Genomic DNA, 21,724 nt, shown 5'->3' with positions numbered 1-21,724 from the left:
CGTTGCTCTGGGTGCGCGGGTCTGCTCTCGGCCTGGTCCTGGTTGCAGGGCTGGCTGCGGCCCAGGAAGAGCCGCCCGACGCCGCCTTGCAGCGCGCCCTCACAGAGGCCGAGAACATGCTCCGCCGCGACGAGCCGCAGGCGGCCGAGAGCTGGTACCGCGAGGCGCTGCTCGAAGGCTGGCTGCTGCTCGGCGACCTGCACCGCGCCGGCGGCGCCCCGGCCGAGGCCGAGACCGCCTACGAACGGGCCCTGGTTTCGGCCCTCGAAGCCCGCCGCCCGCTGCTCGCCCTCGCCGAACTCGCGCTCGAGCGCGGCGATCCCGAAGGCGCGGCGGACCACCTCCGGCGCCTGCTCGCGCGCAGCTCGGGAGACGGTCGGGCCGTGCGCCTGCTCGCCCGGGCCTTCAACGCGAGCGGCCAGCCGGAGATGGCGGTGCAGCAGTTGGAGCGGGCCGTCGAGGCCACGCCGGAAGACCTCGAGACCCGCTTCGCCCTCGCCAGCGGTTACCTTCGCCTGGAGCGTCCGGAAGCCGCCGAGAGACTCTTCCGGGACGTGGCCGAGGAGCGTCCGATTCCGCAGACCTGGATTCTGATCGGAAGGACCTACCGCGACTACGGCGAGTACGGGAAGGCCCGCGAGGCGCTCGAACGCGCCATCGAGGAAAAACCGCGGGTGCCGCGGGCCCGCTTCTACCTTGGGACCGTGGAGTTGCTGGACCGGGGCCGGGGCGCCGTCGAGGAGGCCATCGACCACTTCAAGGAGGAACGCCGCATCTCGCCCGAGGATCCGGTGAACCACCTCTACCTGGGAATGGTCCTCGTCGATGCCCGGCGCTTCGAGGAGGCGCTGGCCTCCCTGGAGATCGCGGTGGAGTCGACGTCGACCCGGCCCAACGCCCTGCATCATCTGGGCCGGGCCCTGCTCGGACTCGACCGGCCGGGGGAAGCGGCGACCGCGCTCGAGAGCGCCATCGCTCTGGCGGAGGGCCGCTACGGCGGCTCGTTCAACGCGAACCAGATGGAGAGCCTCCACTATCAGCTCGCTTTGGCGCTGCGCCGCACGGGCGACGAGGCGCGGGCGATGCCTCACTTCGAGGCTGCCGAGCGCTTCTCGGTGGCCCTGGCCCGGAGTTCGCGCGACCGCATGTCGAACTACCTGGACGGGCATGGCAAGGAACCGTCGGCCGGGGTTGTCGGCCTGTCCGTCTTCAGCGAGACGCCGGTCTCCGGCCTTTCTCCGGAGGTGCGGGCGCAACTCGTTCGAACGGCGCGAACGACCCTGGCCCGGGCCTCGTTCAATCTCGGTGTCATGGCGACGCAGGCCCGGCGTTTCACCCGGGCCGCGGGTCATTTCGAGCAGGCCGCCTGGGTGGATCCGGGCTTCCCGAGCGTCCAGTACTCGCTGGGCGTCGCCCGGTTCAACGCCGGGCAGTTCGACCTGGCGACGACGCCCCTGTCGAAGGCGCTGGAGGGGCAGCCCGACAATCCGGCGCTGCGGCGGATGCTCGCCTTGGCCTGGCTCAACGCCGAGGTCTACGAACGCGCGGCTGAGCTGCTGGCCACCGATCCGTCCCGCGCCGTCGACCGTTCGCTCCAGTACGCCTACGGCCTGGCCCTGGTCCGTAGCGGTCGGACCGTCGAGGCGCAGCCGATCTTCGACCGCCTGCTCGCCGAGCACGCCGACTGGCCCGAACTCAACGTGCTGCTCGGCCAGGCGGCGGCGCAGGAAGGCGACTTCGAGGCGGCGGTGGAGCACCTCGAACGCGCCATCGAACTTCGGCCCGACGTCGCCGAGGCGCAGGCCACGCTCGGCAACATCTATCTCCGCCAGGGCCGCCTCGAGGAAGCCGGCGCCGCGCTGCGAGCCGAACTGGCCACCCATTCCGCCGACCACCAGTCGCGCTACGTTCTGGCCACCGTCCTCGAACTCGACAATCAGCCCCAGGCCGCGTTGCGCGAAGTGGAACTCGTGCTCGGCGCGGAACCCGACTTCGCCGACGCCCGCTACCTCCGCGGCAAGATCCTGCTGGAGGATGGCCGCGCCGACGAGGCAGCCGCCCAGTTGCTCGCGGCGGCGGAGCTGGCGCCTGAGGACCCCAATATCCGCAATCAGCTCGGTCTGGCGTACCAGAAGCTCGGCGACCGCGAGAAAGCGAGGGAGCAATTCGAGATCTTCCAGCGACTCAAGGGAAGGTCCGACCAGTGACCTTCCGCTGGGTTCTCCTCTCGCTGCTGCTCGCGCCGACCGGTCTCGGCGCCCAGACCGGCGCCGCATCTACCGAGTCCGTCCGCGCGCTTCTCGACCAGGCCCGCTCTCTCGCCGGCCGCAACCAACCCAACGCCGCCGCCGAAGCACTCGGCCGCGCCATCACCCTGGCGCCCAACTCCGAAGACGTCCTGAACGCCTACGCCCGCTTCTCCCTCGCCCGGAGCAACCCGATCCAGGCGATCCTGGCGCTCGAGCCGCTGGCCCGAATGCAGCCCGGAGAGGCTGAGTACGCCTACCTGCTCGGCGTGGCCCGCATGCAGGTAGGCGAGATGGCGCAAGCGGCCGAGGTGCTCCAGGAGGCGGCGGCCCTGGATCCGGGTCGGGCCCTGACCCACATCGGGCTCGGGCTCGCGCTCAACCGCGTGGACCGATTCGACGAGGCACGGGAGTCACTGGCCGCGGCGCTGCGGCTGGAGCCCGACAACGTGGAGGCCCTGGCCGCCATGTCCGAGGCTGTCGAGGGGCTCGGCAATCTGGACGAAGCAACCCGGCTCGCGGACCGTGCTCTCGCGGTCAATCCCGATCACCCGACGGCGCTGGTGACGATCGGAACGGCTCGCGTCAAGGAGGGTCGTTTCGAGGAGGCCCGGGACGCGCTCACCCGAGCGGTTGCCGTCGAAACCCAGTCGATCAAGGGGCACTACCAGCTCAGCCTCGCCCTGGCCCGCCTCGGCGACCGCGCGGGGGCGGAGCGACACCTGGCGCTTTCCCGGGAGGCCCAGGCCGCGATCGAACAGCACATCGAACGCCTGCGCGCCCAGCCGCCGCTTGGCTCGAGGGCCGAGCCTTGAACGGAGCCGCGGCAGCGATGGCCGTGCTCTTCGTCTGGCCTGTGTCGGCGCTCGCCCAGAACGCGGAGGACACGCCTCTCTTCCGCGACATCACCGAGTCCACCGGCATCACCTTCCGCCACAACTCGGCGCCCGAGAAGAAGTACATCGTCGAGTCGATGAGCGGCGGCGTCGGTCTCTTCGACTTCGACCGCGACGGCCTGCTCGACATCTACTTCGTCAACTCCCTCACCGTCGAGACCGCGAACGACCCGGAGTCCTCGCACAGCGCGCTCTACCGCAACCTCGGCGACGGCACGTTTAGCGACGTCGCTGCCGAGTCCGGGGTCGCCCATCCGGGCTGGGGAATGGGCCTGTGCATCGCCGACGTCGACGGCGACGGCTGGCAGGACCTCTACGTGACCGGCATCGGCCGGAACCGGCTCTACCGCAACTCGGGCGAGGGCACGTTCACCGAGGTGGCGTCGGAGCTTGGCGTCGCGGCCTCGGGCTGGTCGGCGGGCTGCGGCTTCGCCGACTACGACCGCGACGGCGATCTCGACCTGTTCGTGAGCCGCTACGTCGAGTTCGATCTCGACAGCCTGCCGGAGTTCGGCAGCGGCAAGACCTGCGAGTACCGCGGCGTCGCCGTCCAGTGCGGACCGCGCGGCCTGCCGGGCACTTCCGACCTCCTGTTCCGCCAGGAAGAGGACGGCGCCTTCACCGAGGTCGGCGAGGAGGCGGGGGTTCGCGACCCGGACGGCTACTTCGGCCTCGGCATCGCCTGGGTCGACGTCGACGACGATGGCTGGCTCGACCTCTACGTCGCCAACGACTCGACGCCCAACTACCTCTACATGAACCGCAAGGACGGCACCTTCGAGGAGTCGGGCTTCTTCATGGGCGTCGCGGTGAGTGAGGACGGCGGCGAGCAGGGAGGCATGGGCGTCGCGGTCGGCGACTACGACGGCAGCGGCCGGCTGAGCCTGTTCGTCAGCAACTTCGCCGAGGAGTACAACGCGCTCTACCGCAACGAGGGCGACTACTCGAGCGACGCCTCCTTCCGGTCGAGGACGGGTGCGTCGAGCCTGCCCTACGTCGGCTGGGGAACCGCGTTTCTCGACTACGACAACGACGGCTGGGAGGACCTGGTCGTGGTGAACGGCCACGTCTATCCCCAGCTCGACGGCGCCCGGCTCGGTGCCTCGGCCGGCTACCGCCAGCGCAAGCTGCTCTATCGCAACCTGGGCGACGGCACGTTCGAGGAAGTGGCCGAGCGAGGCGGTCCGGCCTTCCTCGAACAGCGAGTCAGCCGCGGCCTGGCGATGGGCGATCTCGACAACGACGGCCGGGTGGACCTCGTGATCAACGACCTGGACGGCTCGCCGACGGTGCTGCGCAACGAGGCCGACGGCGGCCGCTGGCTGCAGGTCAGGTTGGAGGGCGCCGGCAGGAACACGGACGCGATCGGCTCGGTGATTCAGGTCAAGGCGGGCGGCCGCAGCCAGATCCGCAACATCCGCAGCGGCACCAGCTACCTTTCTCAGGACGACTTCCGCCAGCACTTCGGTCTCGGCGATGCCGCCACGGTCGACTCGGTCGTCGTGACCTGGCCGGACGGCTCGACCACGGAGCGAGAGAACGTCGCCGCCGACCAGTTGCTGCTGGTGGAGCAGGCAGCCGGGCAGGAGTAGGTCGCCACACACTGGGTGCGCCGGCGTCCCCAGCATGGACCTTCCTACTGGGCGGCGCCCTGCTTCATCCAGCGTTTTCCCGAGCTGTGCGGCGCGCTCCTGGCCCCGCGGTTGAACCTCTCCGCCGCATGCGGATAGTCCGGTCCGACCACGCCGCCGGCGCACTCGCCGGCCGGCGGGATCACCCAGTCGCAGCCGGGCGTGTTCTCCGGGCCGTGGGCCCAGCATTGCTTCAGCGCCTCGAGGTCCGCGGCCAGTGAGCCCGGATCGTGTGGTGGCATGTGCTCGTTCGGATCCCAGAAGTCGCCGGTGAACTCCTCCAGCGTCTCCATGGGGATCCGGTGGCAGCCGAGGCAGCCGGTGCCCTCGATGTGGATCGTCCGCATGTCCCACGTAGGCGCGCCCACGACGTAGTAAGGCGGGTTCGGTCCGGGCAGGACCGGGACGACCGGCTGGCGCGGGTTCTCGGGAAGCCGCGCGGACTTGATCCACGGGTTGTGGATGAACGGGTCCGCCTGGTGGCAGCGGACGCACTGGATGTCTCCGGCGGGCATGTAGGCGTCGTCGAAGTCCGGGTCGTCGGGGCCGGGCAGCACGCCGAGCAGCCGGTTGTTCTCGCCGACGTAGGTCCAGGGGCTGTTGTCGCCCGACTCGAAGAAGCACGTGGCGCCGGTCTCACGGTTGTAGCCGATCATCTGCACCGAATCGCCGATGTCGACGTTGAAGACGTCGTCCCGCCCGTCGTGACGACAGAAGCCCACCCAGACGACCTCCGGACGCGGCGAGCCGTCGGCGTTCCTGCCCTCGTGGCGCTGGAGGCTCGAGCCCGGCATGCAGTCGCCGATCTGCAGACTGCCGTCGTCACAGGCGTGGAGACCAGGGTCCTCGAAGATCTCCTCGCCGTCCTGCCGAATGCGGATGCGCGCTCCCTGGCCGCAGTCGACGATGGGCGCCACGCCCAGGTGGGGCTCGCACATCGCGGCGTAGGCGCGGGCACTCTTCGGCATGGGCGGGTTCGCGCCCGCGGGCACGCACCGCTGCGGGGATTGCCCGTGCACTAGAGCTGGACTCAGCGCAACGGCGAGCACGAGCGCCACACACTGGGTGCGCGGGTCTTCTGACCCGCTGCCGCCAGAGGCGGCCAGGAAGACGCGCCGGCCGGCAGGCCGGCGTCCGCTTTGGCGCGCGACCATGCTGCTCCCCTGACCCTACATCTCCAGCGCGACTTCCTTCTTCGCGTTCGACTCCAGCGACTGGACCTTGCGCTTCAGGTACTTGTTGAGCTGCTGGTCGTAGCGGCTCGTGGCGCCGGCGTGACGGGCTCGCACGTAAGGCTCCCAGCGCGCTTCGCCGGCCGCCTCGACCTGGTCGCCCATCACGGTGACCCGCTGGATGATCCGCTCCTCGTCGAAGTCGTTCAGCACGAAGTGCTGGGTGCAGCGGTTGTCCCACATGGCGAGCGTGCCCTGCTGCCAGCGATACCGAACGGTGAAGCGCGTGTTCGTCGCCCAGCGGGTCAGGTAGCCGAGCAGGTGGTCGCTTTCCTCATGGCTCAGTTCGACGATGCGGCGGGTGAAGTGCTCGTTGACGAACAGCGACTTCCTGCCGGTCTCCGGGTGAACGCGGACGACGGGGTGGATCGTCATTCTCTCCGGCTTGCCGTGCGGTGTCGCGTCGTGGAGCGCGGTGAGGCCCTCGCAGAGTTCCTGCAGCGGCGGCGAGAGTTCCTCGTAGGCCCTGTACATGTTGGCCCACATCGTGTCGCCGCCGACCTCCGGGCACTTGACCATGTTCAGGATCGCCATCACGGAAGGACTCTCCTGGAAGCTGATGTCGCTGTGCCACTCGTCCGCGACGCCACCGCGGGTCGCCACCAGCTCGAAGACCTCGGGATGGTCGAGAAAGGGGTTGTTCAGGTGCGGGTGCCCTTCCAGCTCGCCGAAGTGGCGGCCGAAGGCGACGTGCTGCGCCACGTCGAGATGCTGATCGGGAAAGAACAGCACCTGGTGGTCCAGCAGCAGGCCGCGGATCGTTGCGGCCTCGTCCGGGCCGGCGTCCGCCAGCGGCAGATCGTGGACCTCGGCACCCAGGGACCCGGAGAGGCGTACGACTCGATGACTCATGGGATTTCTCCTGCGGTTGAGGATCGAGGCTATCTCTAGAATCCGGGTCATGCGTACCCAGTTCGGCCTTGTCGCCGCCGCCCTCGCCGCTGTCGCCCTGTCCGGCGCGTCGCTCGCGGCGCAGGTTGAACGTCCACGCGTGGAGGCCGACGGTACCGTTCACGTCCCGGCCTTCGACCTGCCGGAGACCTCCTACCTCAGCGAGGAGTCGCGGGCGGCGATGAAGTACTTCCGCGAGGTCTACGGACCGGAGTTCGGCACCTTCTCCGAGGGTTGCGCGAGCCTGAACGACGTCGCCGACGACCCGGAGGCGATTCGGGCCGCGCGCCAGTGCGTCGCCGACGGCTACTACAAGACGGCCATCTACCGGGACACCGTCGCCAAGCACCCGGTGAAGATCAGCGCGGAGACGATCGCCGGCATCTACACCGAGGTGTTCGTCCCCGAGGCGGGCGTCGCCGAGGAGAAGGAAGACCGGCTGCTGATCAGCATCCACGGCGGCGGCTTCCGCGTCGGCGCCCGCTACTTCAGCCAGACGGAGGCGATGCAGGTCGCCGACATGGGCGGCTACAAGGTGATCAGCCCCGACTACCGGATGGCGCCGGAGGCCACCCATCCGGCGGGCGTCGAGGACGTCATCGCCGTCTACAAGGCGATGCTCGAGGGCTACGAGGCGGCGAAGATCGGCATCTACGGCTGCTCGGCCGGCGCCATGCTCACGGCGCAGACGGTCGCCTACATCCTGGAGAACGACCTGCCGCTGCCGGGCGCGATCGGTCTCTTCTGCGCCGGGATACCGACGACCGACGGCGACACCCCGGGCGTGTTCAAGATGGGCCGCAGCGAGAGCGCCTTCCTCGTCTCGGCGATCAACGGCTTCCCGCGCCCGGTCGAACCGGCCGAGCCGCCCCAGCCGAGCGGCTACTTCCGCGGTGTGAAAGCCGGCGACCCCGTCGTCGCTCCCGGCGACCACGACGACCTGCTCGCCCGCTTCCCGCCGGCGCTACTGATCAGCGGCACCCGCGACTTCGCGCTGGGCGGCGTCCTGGCCAGCCACAACAAGCTGGTCAGCCTCGGCGTCGAGGCCGATCTGCACGTCTGGGAAGGCCTCGGACACGCGACCTTCGCGTTCAACCCGCGCCTGCCCGAGTCGGACGAAGTGCATAACGTGATCGTGCGCTTCTTCGACCGGCACCTGTCCCGGTAAGACCTTGCGCCGCGCACGCCCATGTACTCGAGGCGATGGGTGCTGGGGGCTACGCTCACTCGCTCTTGACAAACTGGAACGCGGAATCTAGCGTTCGGCCGCTTTCAACGAACACAAGGTTCAACTGGCGGGATTCCCGGGAACCTGGGATGTCCCGCAACACATGGAGATCGTCGATGAAGAAGAGCGTCTTGGTTCAGGTTGTGGCGGTGGGCATCGTGCTCGTCGTGGGGGTTCTGGGTGCGTCGCCCGCCGAAGCCCAGGATCGCGACCCGTGCAACTTCTACCCGGACTCGACCTTCGGGGGCAGTAGCTGCGCCGGGCACGGACGTGGCTGCATGGAGTGCAACTTCGAGATCGACGACGAGTGGATCACGATCATCTTCTACTCGCCTACCCCCGGCGGACCATCGGTGCCGCCGCGTCTTGGCCCGGAGCTGGCAGCCGCGGTAGACCCGCAGGAGTCGGACGATTGGACGGTGCCGACCTACCAGTCCGTACAGGCGTTGCGTTCATGCGCGCAAGACGGGCGAATCTTCGATGCCCTGGCCCAGAGAGTCCAGGAGGCTGCCGTTCCGTCCTCGCCCGTTCGTGCTCGGACGAGGAGATACCTGGACCCGGTACCCGCGCCTTGAGGAGATGATCGACTGGTGGCGTACCGGTCACTTGGGCCGGTATGCGACTTTCAGTCTCGTCCTCGGCCTGCAGCTCTGCGTCTCCGCAGAGCTTCGCGCCCAAAGTGACCTTGCAGGCCCGGCGATCCATGGCCTGCGCGCCGTTGAGTTGCCGGGGCCTGTGGCGCGGGCAACCGACGTGCGCTGGTTCGGCGAGGGTGTGCTCCTGCTCGGGGTCGTAGAGGGTGGGGTCTTCTCCTGGCGCATCGGCGAGGACGAAGCCCGGCGCGAAGTCAGGCTGTTCGGGACCAAGTACCGTGTGCCCGGTCGCCCTGACTACGGCCGCTTGGGGGGCACGGGTTCGGACGGTTTTGCCTTCGGCAACAGCTTGTTCGGCGTCTACATCCACGAGCCAACAGGAATCCGACTTCTCAAGGATGTTGAGTTGGTTGGCGATATCGACCGTAAGGCCAGTTTGACCGCAACGGTAGGCCTGAGCAGAACGGAGGACCGAAGCTGGGAGAATCATGTGGCCTGGCTCTTTGACGGGCCGGGGGTGCGTCCGCTCTTGCCGACTCGAGATGAGGGTTTGGCTATGGCTCTTTGCTACCAGGCGGAATTGTCGGTGATCCGCTTCCTCTCAGAAGATCGCTTGCTGGTCGTGCCCGGTGCCGAACGGGGGGTCTTCGTCTATGACCGGGACGGCTCCCTCATGGACAGTCTGACTTCCGAGTCGTTCTTCGCCGATTCGGGCTGCGAGATCGGGGAGGAACAGTCGCTTCTGATGGCGGGCGCACCCTATAGAACGGCTTGGCTGAACCGGCGGCGGGTGATCGATGAGGTTGTCGCCGACGGTGTAGGCAACGTCTACTTCTTCGTTCGCAGCTTCTCTGCCGACCAGCCGCCTTCCTCCCTTTCGTCGACCACCCCGCTACCGGCGCCTGGGAGTGCCGGCCTAGGGAGCGTCGAGAGCGTCGCTGACCAGATCAAGCGGGCGAAAGATGGTCAGTCCGCCCCCATTCTGGTACGTACGGAGCAGGATCTGGAGGAACTGGTGACCGCGCTTCGCGATGCCGGCGAACCGCTCGAGGAAGCGGTCGAGAAGCGGATCGAGCAGATGAGATCTCTGATTGCCGCGAGGGAACCGGCCCCCGACATCTCGGGGGAGGCATCCGACTATCCTCCGAGGGGCCGGGTCTGCTGGGATTTGGTCCATGCTCATTCTGACGACTTCAGCGACGTGACCCGACTCCCGTGCGCGATCATGTCGAACCTCGGTGACGCCCGCCTCCGGGCAGACCTTCGTGGCGAACGGGCGGTCGTCCTGCTCAAGAGCGATGCGCTCAGTCCGAGGTATGGGCGGCCGTCAGAGATCTTCACGACTCACCTGCTGGCGCCCTCGGACTGACGCGATGCGGGTTCTGGCCGCGGTGGTTGGCGCCATTGTGTTGCCCGGGGCTGCGCTCGGCCAGGGCACTGCGACGATGCAGTTCGTGTGTCTGGACGTGGACCGCCGGGCCGTCTCTTCGGAACCTCTGATCGTGGCGTCGCCACAAGAGACTTGGTCGGTCCTGGAAGGGCTCGCGGATGGAGAGGCCTTGACACACTGCTGGTCGTGGGGCCGGGCTTGTCCGGTGAGTCGGATTCTACCCGGGGAGGACCCGACCAGCCGGTGCGAAACGGACCGCCGCTTGCAGTTTCGGGTCCGAGTTCCCCAGGCGATCGGCGCACCTTCGGATTCGCCCGCTCGCGTGGAAGTCACGGCGGCCCCAGTCGACATGTGGCGGGAAGTGCCTTTCAGCTTGTTGCCGTTCGTGGGTGCAGATCCGCTGACTTCGTTCTCTGTGCCTCGGAATCCCGGATCATGGCGAGTGCAGGCCCGCATGGACGGGAGAGCCTCGGTGTGGCGGGACGTGCTTCCCGAGGAGGGGCTGGTGGAGTTGGTCCTGCAGCCCTCGATTCGTCTCGACGTGCAAGTCACCGCTGAGCATGCGCCGTTGACCAGTGCGCGTCTTTCCCTGGTGCGTCCAGCCAAAGGCCCCAGGCGTCCTGAGGAGCTTCTCGTCTTCGATCATGTGGGTGACTCTGGCCGGGTCGGCCTCACGCTGCCCGAACAGGAGCGCTCTCTGATCGTGGTTGCGGGAAAGGGCAGAAGCGCCACAGTGTTTCGAAGACCAGGCGACGTGCCGCCGAGAGTGGAACTTCACCCGGGACTAAGCGTTAGCGGTCGTGCGCTGAACGATGCCGGGGGGGCGTTGGGTGGTGCCCGTGTCGTTGGTTTCTCCCGGATCCCGGGTGGTGGGCGACTGATGCAACGCCACGACGGGGAATCTACGCCCGATGGCCGGTTCCACCTGTCCGGGTTCTCGGAGGGCGTCGCATCGGTCCGAGCGGACCACGGTGAGCTCTCGTTCTCACGGATGTTGGACCTCGAGGCCTCGTTGGATTTGGGGCAGGTCGTGCTGATGAAAGCCGAGCACGTTTGGGTCCGCGTCGTCGACAGCGGGAGACTGTCGCCGATTGCCGAGGCGCGTGTTCGGGCCGGCAGCTCAGAATGGCAGGTCGACGAGGAGGGTTTGGCCCGCCTGTCGCTCGTTGAACGCCGGGAGGTCGTTGCGCAAGCCAAGGGCTACCATCTCGAACGCTTGGAGTTGCCCGAGGGCGCAGGCGCGACCTTCCAGCAGCCCTTTGTGATCCCGCTTGCGGCCGCGTTGCAAGTTGAAGGCAGGTTCCTGGCAGCGGACGGGCGCACGCCCGCGGCGGCGGGTCGGGTTACGGCCCTCCGGAGGCACAAAGGGGTGACGAGCAGTAACTTCGCAGCGATCGAGGCGGACGGCCGTTTCTCCATTCAACTGAGTCCGGGTTCCTGGACCCTTGAACTCTCGGCTGGCAACGCGGGGTTGCTACGGCTCGACGTGACGGGATTGGCAGGGGAGACGCGGGACTTGGGTGACCTCATTGCTCCTGCCTCGGCCTGGGTGTCCGGCTACGTCGTGAGTCCAGAGTACGAACCCGTGTTCGGCGCCGAAGTGTCGCATATGCCAGCGGCTGCCTTCGGTCCGCTGATGGCTTGGGCCTTGGGCGAATTCGATACCGTCGAGACGACCGCCGAAGGGTACTTCGAGTTGTTTGGGCTGGCGCCGGGCGCTTCGACTCTTCGCGTGGAAGCGGAGGGTTTCGCGCCTCTGCAGTTCGGGGTTGAGGCCGAGGGGCTGGAATGGCTCGACGCGGGGACGATCGAGTTGTCACGAGGCCGCCGTGTGACCGTGCAGTCGGACGTGGAAGCTGGCCAGGTCGTGCTCGACACAGGAGGTTTGGGCCATCCGAGGGACCGGATGACGGCTGCCTTGGTCGATCGCAGGGCCGTAGTCGACCGTGTGCCCCTGGGGTCCTTTCGCCTCACGGTCGTCGATGACGGCGTTCCGGTGTGCGAGCGGGCCGAGGAGAGTGAGACGGGCGACGTGAACGTGCGCTGCGACCGGAGCACGATGATCGTGTCCGGCCGGGTCGCGATCGGAGGTCTTCCTGGAGATGGCGTGCTGGTGTGGCAGCAGAAGCGACACGACGAGCTTCCGGAGGGTGTGATCAGAACGGTCGGCCGGGGCCTGCCCACGACCCAAGCCGTCACAAGTCGCCCGCAGGAGAGGCGGGCGCTGCTGGATGCGGAGGGAAGGTACCGGATGAGAGATGTGCTTCCCGGCGCTTGGGAGGTGATCTGGATGTCATTCGAGGGTGTGCGGCAGGAGGTTCGCGGGGTGGCCGTGCCGAATGCTCCTGGCGAGGAGTTCGTCCACAACTTCGACTACAGCGGGGCAGTGATTGAGGGCGCGGTGATGGACGCTGAAGGCGGTCTGGCCGCTGAAGCCACGGTCGATGTGTTCCCAGGCCGTCGAGCGGTCGTGGCGGACGCCAGCGGTAGATTCCAGGTGCTGGGTCTCTCGCCCGGTGCCTACCAACTGCGGGCGCGGTTGCGTCATCAACGGTCCTCTCTCCTGAACGTTGAGTTGCGGGACTACGCTGACCGCGAGGCGGTGGAACTCCTCCTGGTGGATGAACCGCCGAACGAGGAACTGGAGATTCGCATCGTCGGCGGTGACCGCGGCTTCTGCTTCGTGGAGATGGAGTCGGGTGCGTCTCAGATGATCCGAATCGACGCGGGGAGGGCCAGACAGAAGCCCTTGCCGCCGTTGGCGGAACGAGTCCGAATCGCGTGCCAGACTGACGGGCGGTATGTTCTCACCGGCTGGCAGGATCTTCGGGCCGCGCTGGATCGAGGGGTCGATCTCGACGCCCGCGAATCGGACTCCGCCATCATGCTCGTTGGCGAAGCGCCGGTGGCGGGAGTGGAAGTCACGGGCCCCGGAGGCTGGGATCTTGGCGCGTTGCGCATCTGGTTCGGCGGCGCGAGAACGTTCCGGGCGGGAGAATCGATCACGAACCTCCCCGAAGGGACCTACTCCGTGCGCTGGAACGAACAGACGGCTTTGGTGCGAACGGAGCGTCGACGGGTTACGGAAGTCGAGATAGGCGACTGATCGCAGGGCGGTTATGCGAGTTCCATTGCCGGTCGAGCGTAAGACGGCTTTGGCTGCGGATCGCTGGCCATAGCGGATTGACGGAGGTTCCCGGTCAGATCACGGATCAGGGGCTCGCTCGTGCAACCGATTCAGGCTTCGGCCTCTAGAGTTATCGCGGGAAGACCGCCGCTCCGACCTGCACGTCTGGGAAGGCCTCGGGCACGCGATCTTCGCGTTCAACCCGCGCCTGCCGGAGTCGGACGAGGTGCACGACGTGATCGTGCGCTTCTTCGACCGGCACCTGTCCCGGTAGAGCACCGCGGCGTCATCGAGCAGGCCTCAGCCGGGGCGCTCCGGGGAACGACCGAGGCCGTAGAATCAAGGGCTCACGGAGCTTGGAGGGAGAGAGCATGAACACAACGTTGACCGCAGTCATCGAACGTGAAGATGACCTCTACGTCGCCCGCTGCCCGGAGTTCGACGTAGTCAGCCAGGGGGCCACCGGACGCGAAGCGCGAGAGAATCTGCGGGCGGCGTTGGAGCTCTTCCTCAAGCAGGCGTCTCCCGAAGAGCAGGAGCGGCGGTGGTGCCCGTGATGGCCCCGGCCTGGGCGGAGTCCAGGCCGGCCTGTTGGAGGCTGCGCGCGGCGGTCAGGGTGTCGGACGGCGCACAGTCGCGCCCTCGACTACTACCCCCGCGTTCGCGTGCAGGCGGACCCCGTCGCCCAGGAACTCCATGTACTTGAACGCGTTGCCGGCGCGCACGACAACGCCGTGCGCGAAGGGCAGCACGGCGTCCGCGTCGCTGAACCGGGTGGTCTTCAGAGCCGCGTAGCGCCCCGTTCCGTCGTTGAGCCACGCCATCACGTGCGCGCCCACTCCGTACCACTGCGGCGCGATGTCCACCGAGCCGTCGCCGTTGAAGTCGAAGAAGCGGTGCCCCACGTGCCAGCTCTCGGTCGCTGACCAGGCGCTTGGACCGAGCCGGTGGAGCGTCTCGTTCAAGAAGGTTCGGTTGCCCGCGTTCACCAGCACCTGCACACCGCGCACCCACGAGCCGAATCGGTAGCCGCCGAGCAGGATGTCCGGTCGGCCGTCCCCGCTGAAGTCGTGCACGGAAGCGGACACCACCTGGCCGCGCCCCAGGGCGGTGAAGAAACCCGGAGTCGGCAGGACCGTTGCGTTCGCGTCCCGGTACGTCTTGACGTCCTCCGTCGCAGTGTCGCGCACCCGGATCTCGTAGCCAAGGTCCGTCGTCGAGGCGCCGTACACCCAGTGATGGCCGTTGACCGCTCGCTCTCCGGCGATCGAGGGTGCTGGGCGGCACCGAGCCCGACCACGGCGATCAAGGCGAAGGCGGCGCCTAACAGCCCAAGCGACCTGGGTGTTCAGAAGAGCCGAGTCACCTTGGATCAAACCCTACAACGAGCACGACGACGACGCCAGGAGGCGCCCGGCCGCCGGTCCGGGTACGCAGCCCGGGCTGCCAGCGGGCCGCCCGATCTTGGAATGCGGGCCTTCAGCCGACCTTCTTCAACACCCGCGCGTGGGTGAGGTCGGTAGCCGTCACGGGGCGGAGCCTCGATGCCGGCACGGTCGCCACCGCTGCGGTGTTGCCGTCCAGGGCCAGAAACTCCACCTCAAAGGCCTCGCCATCACGGTGAACGTGCACGATCGTGCCGACGTCTCCGCCCTTCAGGCGGTCATCCCGAAGGTCCCCCGTGAGTACGATCCTGTCATGTTCTGCGAGCATTTCGTCTCCTCAGCGGATAGGCGGTGACGAGGCGTGGAACCTCCAGTTCCCTGTCAATGACCCAGACGGTCCGCACTCGGGGTTCGCGGCCACTCGGAGTCTCGATGGGGCCGTCCACGCTGTACCTCGTTCCGTAGTGCGATCTTGACACGTCGGTTGCCTCGCCGACGTTTCCGTGATCGCGCAGCGCCCGTGCGAACCTCTTCCAAAGGTGTGAGCGAAATCCGAACGTCGAAAAGAAGGCCGCCTTGCTCTAGCCCTCAGGGTGGCTCGCGGAGAGCAGGTACTCGACCACTTTCGATTCATCGACGATCGCCTGGTCAGCGTTCGGCAGCTTCAAGGTTCAGGCGCGAGGGCTAGGTCACTGAGCGCCCCGATGCTCCGGCGCCGGATCACCGGATCGTCCTCGTGCCACGCTCCGGCACGAACCCGATATCGGATCCCAGGACACGGTAGGAGGCCAGCGGAAACACGCCTAGAGGGGCTGCACCTGCCTGTCCCTCCCACGATGAAGGAGCTTACCGAGGGTTCGTTCAGGACGCCAAAGCCTGCGGAGCTTGTCCCGGAGCGCTGAGCGGCCCGGAAGCAGCCACTACGGAGTGTGCAACCGGCGCCTCTGGCCCATCAGTCTTGGCGGTGTATCACGGCACCCTCGACGACGACTCCAGCATCCGCTGCCAGATACGTGCCGTCACCATAGAACCCCAGGTACTTGAAGACGCCGCCGGCTTGGACCTTCGGACCGTACGCGAAGTTGCCCAGCGCGTCGAACACCTCCTCGGCGTTGCCGAAGTCGCTGAGCTTGAGAGCCGCATAGCGTCCTGTTCCGTCGTTGAGCCAGGCCAGCACGTTCTCGCCATGGTCGAGCAGAAGATGCGGCACGATGTCGATCGTGCCATCGCCGTTGAGGTCGAAGAAGCGATGCTCCACGTGCCAGGTTTCCCCGACCGCCCAGGCGCTGGCGCCAGCCATCAGTCCTGGCGCCGTATCGCGGCACCCTCAACCACGACACCCGCGTGCGCCACCAGATGGGTGCCGTCGTTGTGGAACCACAGGTACTTGAAGCTCCCAGCGGCATGGACGGTCACGCCGGACGCAAAGTGCCGCAACGTGTGCCGCATCGTCTCCGTGTTGTCGAAGTCGGTGCTCTTGAGGACCGCGTACCGCCCCGTACCGTCGTTCAGCCACGCGAGAACGTTCTCGCCATCGTCGACGTCGAACACTTGCGGGACGATGTCGACCGTTCCGTCGCCATTGAAGTCGAAGAACCGGTGCCCGAGATGCCAGCTTTCCACCGACTCCGACCAGGCGCTTGAGCCAAGGCGGCGCCGCGTCTCGTCGACGAACACTCGCCCACCCTCGTTCACGAGCAGTTGCGCACCGCGCCGCGGTGGGCGGCCCAGCGCCCCGGACCCGTCGTCGTAGCCACCAAGCAGGATGTCGGTCCGACCGTCCCCGTTGAAGTCGTGCAGCGCCGTGGAGATCACCGCGCCGTCACCGTAGGCAGCAATGAACCCCGGCATCGCCAACACCGTCACATCCTCGTCCCGGTACTCCCCTGCCGCTGAACCCCAGTACACGAAGGACTCGTCGCTCGAGAGAAAACTGCTGGCGCCTGCAAGAAGATCCAGGTGACCGTCGTTGTCCAGGTCTGCCAGTTGGACCGCCCAGGGCCACCGCTCCCACTCGGCTTCCATCCTGTCAGGCAGCCCGCTTGTGTCGGCGACGAAGCTGGCCTCGCCATCGTTCATCAGGAAGTACGGCCCAGGAATCCAGTCGCCCCCGTGATTCGCCACCAGGATGTCCACGTCGCCGTCGCCGTCGATGTCGCCGACTGCGGCGTTGTGCGTGAATCCGGTCGGGTCAGTCGGAAGCCGGTCGGTGGCGTCAAGGTAGCCGGTCGCTGTCCACAGCAGGAGTTGGTTGTGCCAGCCGGGGAATGGCTCCCTGTCGTAGCCGTGGTCGGCGATGAAGAAATCGTTCCGCCCGTCGCCGTCGAAGTCCGCCATCAGGATCTCTCGGTGAGCTATGCCCCTCGGTCGGTCTCCGGCTGCCACCTCGAACGTGAAATCACCGTTGTTGATCAGGATGACACCGGACGCCGGACTGAGGATGTTGTCCGACGGTGCGAGCAGCACGTCGTCGTCGCCGTCTCCGTCGAAGTCGGCCGCGAACGGAAGGAGGTAGACGTCGTTGATGGCCACGTTGGCCCCCCAAACACTCCTCTCGATGGCTAGCGACCCGGGCGAAACGAGTTCCGGCAGCGGCCTCGCATCGCAACTGTCGGGGAACGCCTCGCTCTCCGTGATGGCGGCAGCCGGCGGACCGGGTTCCTTCTCGTAGGTCCATGTCGCGCCGGTCGCCGTGTCGGTCACCGTGATGTCGAGCCCGAGGTCCGTGGCGGCCGCCGAGTACACCCAGTAGTGGCCGTTGATCGCGCAGCCGTCCAACACCTTGATCAGCATCTCCCAGTTGTTCGGATCAAAGAAGTAGAAGAGGCCCGAGTTGTTCGTGCCGCCGGGAACCGTGCTCGCGGATCCCTCGGCTCCGCTTGCCGTGGACCAGTCGACGCTTACCGCGAAGCGGCTGTCCGCCAGGCACAGCGACGTGCCGTCGGTCACGCAGCCGGACACCGACTCGTCGATCAGCGGAACAGGGATCAGCTCTTTGCCCGGTGAGCCCCTGAAGCCCCAATCGGGGAAAGCGACCGAGGACGACACGCCTGCTTCGCAGACTGCCTGGAACGCCTCGGCGTCCGTGATCGCGGGGGCTGGCCGGCCGGGCTCGTTCCGATACGTCTTGAGGTCACCAGTCGCGGTGTCGCTCACCCGGATCTCGTAGCCGAGGTCTGTCGTCGAGGCGCCGTACACCCAGTGGTGGCCGTTGACGGCGCAGCCGTCGAGAACCTTGATCAGGACTTCCCAGTTGTCGGCATCGAAGAACCGGAACAGGCCGGAGTCCCTCGTCGCTTTCGGAACGACCTGTGCGGCGCCCCTGTTGCCATCGCTGGTCCACCAGTCCGCCTGCAGCTCGTAGCGACCGTCGTGGAGGCAGAGGGTCTCGGCGTCCGGCTCGCAGGTGCCGCCCACCGCGCCCGCATCGTTCGCGAAACTCGCCAACTTCACGCTCTCCGATGGCCGAGCCTGCTGGGCGACCCCCAGGCCAACCAAGGCCATCAGGGTGAACGCAGAGCCCAACAACTGAAGCGCCTTACGCGCGGAAAGCGCCGAGTCACCCTCGCCGTAATCCTGCTCGTTGTAAGGCGCTGGACCTTCTGCGCGCCTCTGCCGGGAAAACACTAAGTTCTTGCGCCAGCGACCACCAGACGGCCCTAGTGCGCCGCCTCTCCACACCGCCAAGAGTCTGTCTGCCGCCTGCCACACCCAACACCACTTCCGCTACCGGCTCCTGGCCTTTCCTTTGTAGCCGGCCATTCATCCGGGAGCTGGGGTGCGGAACTTCGCCAGTTCCCTGTGGGCTTGCGCTGGACCGGCGAACTTCTGTATCTCGCTAACAAAGGCTCTCTTCTCGGACACTATCAGTGGGCGTTGACACGGGTTGTGGTCCGCTTCTTTATAGTTCAGTCCTGAGATTAACTGTTCCACTTTCTTGATGTGGCTGATCGCCGCGGGAGAGAGCCCCTGATACGCATCTTCCTTCCAAGTGCCGTAATCGGAACTCTTGTCGTTCTCGAAGAACCACCTTCCTCGATCTATCAGTTCGGAGAGCTTCGTCCGGATGACGTTCCTTTGGGAAAAGAAATCCGGCACTCTGGCTGGGTCGAGTTCGCACATGATCGTAGCGACAGACATCACGGCAACCACTTCATTGGCCCACTCTATCACTCGAGCGCGGTAGGCTTGCTGAATCTCGAACTCGCGGAGCGACAGATTCCTCCGGGCCTTGACTTCGGCCCTTCCGGCGAACAAGATCGAGCAAACCATGGATAGAAACGCCACTACAGCCGCCAGCCAGGCCGCGGCTGCGCCGTTTTGGAGCGTGACTGCTCCCTCTGGAACGCTGGCCTTCGCGACCGTCAGCACCATTGCCATGTCATTCATGAAGCTGTGCTCGGGTCATCGCCGGAGGTGCCTGTACTTCAAGCGACCGTAACACCATACCGCCACGTACCGGCCCCAGGCCCTCCACTTTGGCATGTGGTCGGCGATGCACACTCGCCGGTACTCCCGAGCACCGAGAGACCAGTTGTGGAAACCCCGGACGTAGATTCGGTTTGCCATTGCCTGACACCAGATATCGTGTAGAGCGGAGGCTCGCATGCCGGTCCAGGTGTCCTTTGCAGGCCCAGAACTTCCGTCCCATGCATATCCCGGCTTGAGGGTGACGCCAGTCCTGGTGACGCTCGCAGCACACCCGAGGTTAATGCTCTCCTGCTTCAGCAAGGCCCCGGCCGCACGCGGCTTGCTAGCCCATTCGTGATCATGCTGCTTCACCAGCCGGTACTTCCAGTAGCCAGGCTGTTTCACGAACGACAGTCCTTGGACGTCGTCGTACTCGCCGAAGTCAATGTGCGTCTGGCGGAAGTACTCCATGATGGCGATCGTGACGACGACGGCGAGCGCATGGATCCCAATCGCGATGGCGACAAGAGTCACAGTTCCGCTCTGATTGTCGTCGCCAGCTGCTCGGTACGACTGAGCACGGCCTGCTGGCGGTACGCGGCGCGGGTGCAGTCTGCCGGGATGACGCTAGGGGCGAGAGGCGTGGAAACGTCGGGTGGATGGAACATCAGCAGCGCCCTGATGCAGATTCTAAGGGCACGGCACCTCGTCCCCGTCAGAGTAACAAGTGTACGAAAGTACGCCGCCGATGTCCGAGGTCCAGCGGCCGTGCGCCTTACCGCCGACGTAGGGTCCGTGGAAGAACACATGACCCTCGTCGTCCTTACTGATCCAGTAGCCGTGCCTCTTGTCGTCCACGTACGAGCCTTCATCGACGTAGCCTTCGAAAGAGGCGCTTTGGTCGACCCAGTGGCCGTGCCTCTGGCCGTCCCGCATTTCACCGATGTGGGAGGAGGTTCGCGGCTTGCCGCCGCTGTCCGTGAAGCTCCATGCCAGCTCACCTGTGCCGCTGGGCCGACCGCCTGTGCAACCGCCGCTCCAGGTGATCGTCTCTTCCGTTTGGGGAAACGGATTCCAAACGTAGCAGCCCGGGTGGTTCTCTATCTCTATCCAACAAGATTTCCGGAAGGACACATCCGCACACGTCTCGTCCGGCTGGAACTGGGCGCCGCCGCGAGCGGGGTCCAAGGGATCAGGGATTGCCTGTCGCACAGGCGCTTCGCTTCCGCCGCCGGCCTCAGGCGGTGAGTCCTCGAACGTGTAGTTGATGTCCCAGCGCCCGAGCACCGGATCGTCGTCGTGCCACGCCAGCACGAACCTGATCTCGCGCCGCTCCTCGCCCGGCTGCACGCTCCCCACCTCGTGGATCGTCATCAGGGGACCGGTCCATTTGACTTGTTGAGGCCCGTAGCTGGATTCCGGCCCGTCCCAGTGGTCGCAGGGCGGCCAGTCCGACTTCACGTTGAGATGGGCGTTCAGGTAGTCGAGCACCCTGCCGGAGTAGTTGGCGACCACGAGCTCCACTCGCCACACGTCCAGGGGCTGCCCGTCGTTCGGCTTCAGCCGTTCGTACTCCGCCGTTGAATGACGTTCCTCCCGAATGCGGCAGGTCGCCGCGCCGGGCTCGATGGGACGCGCCGTCGCCGACATCTGGACGCCGTCCTTGTTGTAGAGCGTCTCGGCGCCGACAGGGCCGATCGCCAGAGACAGCAGCAACGCCAGTGGGAACAAGTGCTTCACGGCTCAGGTGAGGTTCGATCGTGGGGAACCGGCCAGCAAGTGGCTCTGAACGAGAACAAGCCTACTATTCCAAAGCGTCCCCGACGAAGTCGCCCCCCATATGGGAGGGTTCGGCCAGCGTAAGACATCTAGCGGAACAAGCAACGATCCTTGTACCCTCGATGCATGCACGGAATCCTCGTTTCCTGGATCGGCACCGCGGTGATCCACTGGGACGGCGACGCCGTCTCGATCGGCGCCCAGGGGCCGGACTTGGCGGTCATCCCGGCCATCGCGCTGCGTCAGGTCGAGGTGCTCCGCGACGGCGCCTCGGCGCAGTACGGTTCCGACGCCATCGCCGGGACGCCGCGAACCTGATCGCTACCGGCGACTGATAGTGTCATGCACAGGAGGAAGTCCCATGGCGGCAAACCACCTCGTGCAAGCTCGCATCAACCCGGCCGTGAAGGAGGAAGCGGCAGCCGTCCTGGCCGCCATGGGTCTGACCGTCTCCGACGCGGTACGCCTCCTGTTGACCAAGGTCGTCAACGAGAAGGCGCTGCCGTTCGCGCCGTTGGTGCCTAACCCCGCCACCATCGAGGCCATGAAGGAAGCCCGTCGAGGCGGACTTCCCCGGTTCGCCAGCGTCGAGGAGCTGCTCGACGATCTGCATGCGGACGATTGAGCGGATCTCCCAGTTCAAGCGCGAATCTCGCGGCCGGCATCGGAAGTCACTCGATGCCGTCCTGGTACCGGTCCTGAAGGCCCTGGCCGGCGACCGCTCACTCGAGCCACGGCACCACGACCATGCGTTGAGCGGCAACTGGAGCGGCCAGAGGGACCGCCACGTCAAGCCGGACCTGGTGCTGATCTACCAGAAGCCCGATCCCGGGACGCTCCGGCTCGTGCGCCTCGGATCCCATTCAGAACTCGGTTTGCGATGCGTGATCCGGCGTGGGTTAGTGGCTGGGGGAGG

At 66.6% G+C, this 21,724-nt stretch carries 18 protein-coding genes and 2 pseudogenes; 11 read left to right on the top strand and 9 right to left on the bottom strand.

What is annotated here, in order from left to right:
- Positions 1-11: 11 nt before the first annotated feature.
- The 3 genes from OXI49_17830 to OXI49_17820 are packed head-to-tail and all read left to right on the top strand — an operon-like array spanning position 12 to position 4,734.
- Positions 12-2,207, top strand: coding sequence for a tetratricopeptide repeat protein (locus tag OXI49_17830; GenBank protein ID MDE2692358.1), 2,196 nt, complete (start codon positions 12-14; stop codon positions 2,205-2,207).
- Positions 2,204-3,061, top strand: a complete 858-nt coding sequence (locus tag OXI49_17825) for a tetratricopeptide repeat protein (GenBank protein MDE2692357.1) — start codon at positions 2,204-2,206, stop codon at positions 3,059-3,061. Before OXI49_17830 ends, OXI49_17825 begins: the two co-directional genes overlap by 4 nt.
- A complete protein-coding gene (locus OXI49_17820) occupies positions 3,058-4,734 on the top strand; it encodes a CRTAC1 family protein (GenBank protein ID MDE2692356.1) in 1,677 nt (558 codons plus the stop codon). Before OXI49_17825 ends, OXI49_17820 begins: the two co-directional genes overlap by 4 nt.
- Positions 4,735-4,778: 44 nt before the next feature.
- Here OXI49_17820 and OXI49_17815 read toward each other — a convergent pair whose 3' ends face one another.
- Both OXI49_17815 and OXI49_17810 read right to left on the bottom strand, forming a co-directional pair.
- Positions 4,779-5,741, bottom strand: a complete 963-nt coding sequence (locus tag OXI49_17815) for a hypothetical protein (protein MDE2692355.1) — start codon at positions 5,739-5,741, stop codon at positions 4,779-4,781.
- A gap of 201 nt (positions 5,742-5,942) precedes the next feature.
- Entirely contained in the window at positions 5,943-6,857 is a 915-nt protein-coding gene (locus OXI49_17810) for a TauD/TfdA family dioxygenase (GenBank protein ID MDE2692354.1), read from the bottom strand.
- Between the two features lie 49 nt (positions 6,858-6,906).
- Here OXI49_17810 and OXI49_17805 point away from each other — a divergent pair, with 49 nt between their 5' ends.
- The 5 genes from OXI49_17805 (at position 6,907) to OXI49_17785 (ending at position 13,791) form a co-directional block, all read left to right on the top strand.
- Positions 6,907-8,064, top strand: a complete 1,158-nt coding sequence (locus tag OXI49_17805) for an alpha/beta hydrolase (protein ID MDE2692353.1) — start codon at positions 6,907-6,909, stop codon at positions 8,062-8,064.
- Positions 8,065-8,240: 176 nt separating this feature from the next.
- On the top strand, positions 8,241-8,699 hold the full coding sequence (locus tag OXI49_17800) for a hypothetical protein (protein MDE2692352.1): 459 nt from the start codon (positions 8,241-8,243) through the stop codon (positions 8,697-8,699).
- A 4-nt stretch (positions 8,700-8,703) separates the two neighbouring features.
- The gene (locus tag OXI49_17795) at positions 8,704-10,086 is read left to right on the top strand and encodes a hypothetical protein (protein MDE2692351.1); all 1,383 of its coding nucleotides are present in this window, start codon (positions 8,704-8,706) and stop codon (positions 10,084-10,086) included.
- Between the two features lie 1,012 nt (positions 10,087-11,098).
- On the top strand, positions 11,099-13,213 hold the full coding sequence (locus OXI49_17790; GenBank protein MDE2692350.1) for a carboxypeptidase-like regulatory domain-containing protein: 2,115 nt from the start codon (positions 11,099-11,101) through the stop codon (positions 13,211-13,213).
- Positions 13,214-13,605: 392 nt separating this feature from the next.
- On the top strand, positions 13,606-13,791 hold the full coding sequence (locus tag OXI49_17785) for a type II toxin-antitoxin system HicB family antitoxin (GenBank protein MDE2692349.1): 186 nt from the start codon (positions 13,606-13,608) through the stop codon (positions 13,789-13,791).
- A 54-nt stretch (positions 13,792-13,845) separates the two neighbouring features.
- Here OXI49_17785 and OXI49_17780 read toward each other — a convergent pair whose 3' ends face one another.
- The 7 genes from OXI49_17780 to OXI49_17750 all read right to left on the bottom strand — a co-directional run bounded on the left by OXI49_17780 (position 13,846) and on the right by OXI49_17750 (position 20,769).
- Positions 13,846-14,424: a VCBS repeat-containing protein gene (locus tag OXI49_17780; protein MDE2692348.1), complete on the bottom strand. Its 579-nt coding sequence runs from the start codon at positions 14,422-14,424 to the stop codon at positions 13,846-13,848.
- Positions 14,425-14,713: 289 nt separating this feature from the next.
- Entirely contained in the window at positions 14,714-14,947 is a 234-nt protein-coding gene (locus OXI49_17775) for a DUF4926 domain-containing protein (GenBank protein MDE2692347.1), read from the bottom strand.
- Between the two features lie 624 nt (positions 14,948-15,571).
- Positions 15,572-15,919, bottom strand: a complete 348-nt coding sequence (locus OXI49_17770) for a hypothetical protein (GenBank protein MDE2692346.1) — start codon at positions 15,917-15,919, stop codon at positions 15,572-15,574.
- Positions 15,919-18,066 (bottom strand): VCBS repeat-containing protein, encoded by a 2,148-nt coding sequence (locus OXI49_17765; GenBank protein ID MDE2692345.1) that lies wholly within the window; start codon positions 18,064-18,066, stop codon positions 15,919-15,921. The genes OXI49_17770 and OXI49_17765 overlap by 1 nt, the downstream gene beginning before the upstream one ends.
- Positions 18,067-18,381: 315 nt before the next feature.
- Positions 18,382-18,999, bottom strand: coding sequence for a hypothetical protein (locus OXI49_17760; protein MDE2692344.1), 618 nt, complete (start codon positions 18,997-18,999; stop codon positions 18,382-18,384).
- A 24-nt stretch (positions 19,000-19,023) separates the two neighbouring features.
- Positions 19,024-19,563 (bottom strand): hypothetical protein, encoded by a 540-nt coding sequence (locus OXI49_17755; GenBank protein ID MDE2692343.1) that lies wholly within the window; start codon positions 19,561-19,563, stop codon positions 19,024-19,026.
- Positions 19,564-19,719: 156 nt separating this feature from the next.
- Positions 19,720-20,769, bottom strand: coding sequence for a hypothetical protein (locus OXI49_17750; GenBank protein ID MDE2692342.1), 1,050 nt, complete (start codon positions 20,767-20,769; stop codon positions 19,720-19,722).
- A gap of 198 nt (positions 20,770-20,967) precedes the next feature.
- Here OXI49_17750 and OXI49_17745 point away from each other — a divergent pair.
- The 3 genes and pseudogenes from OXI49_17745 to OXI49_17735 all read left to right on the top strand — a co-directional run bounded on the left by OXI49_17745 (position 20,968) and on the right by OXI49_17735 (position 21,686).
- Positions 20,968-21,111: pseudogene (locus OXI49_17745) on the top strand (TonB-dependent receptor plug domain-containing protein).
- A 58-nt stretch (positions 21,112-21,169) separates the two neighbouring features.
- A complete protein-coding gene (locus tag OXI49_17740) occupies positions 21,170-21,433 on the top strand; it encodes a type II toxin-antitoxin system RelB/DinJ family antitoxin (GenBank protein ID MDE2692341.1) in 264 nt (87 codons plus the stop codon).
- Positions 21,420-21,686 (top strand): annotated as a pseudogene (locus OXI49_17735) (type II toxin-antitoxin system YafQ family toxin). The gene OXI49_17740 and the pseudogene OXI49_17735 overlap by 14 nt, the downstream one beginning before the upstream one ends.
- Positions 21,687-21,724: the final 38 nt, after the last annotated feature.

Source organism: Acidobacteriota bacterium (assembly GCA_028875725.1).
Taxonomy (GTDB): Bacteria; Acidobacteriota; Thermoanaerobaculia; order Multivoradales; family Multivoraceae; genus Multivorans.
Note: the sequence above shows the minus strand (reverse complement) of the source record. Positions and strands in the feature narration are given on the sequence as shown.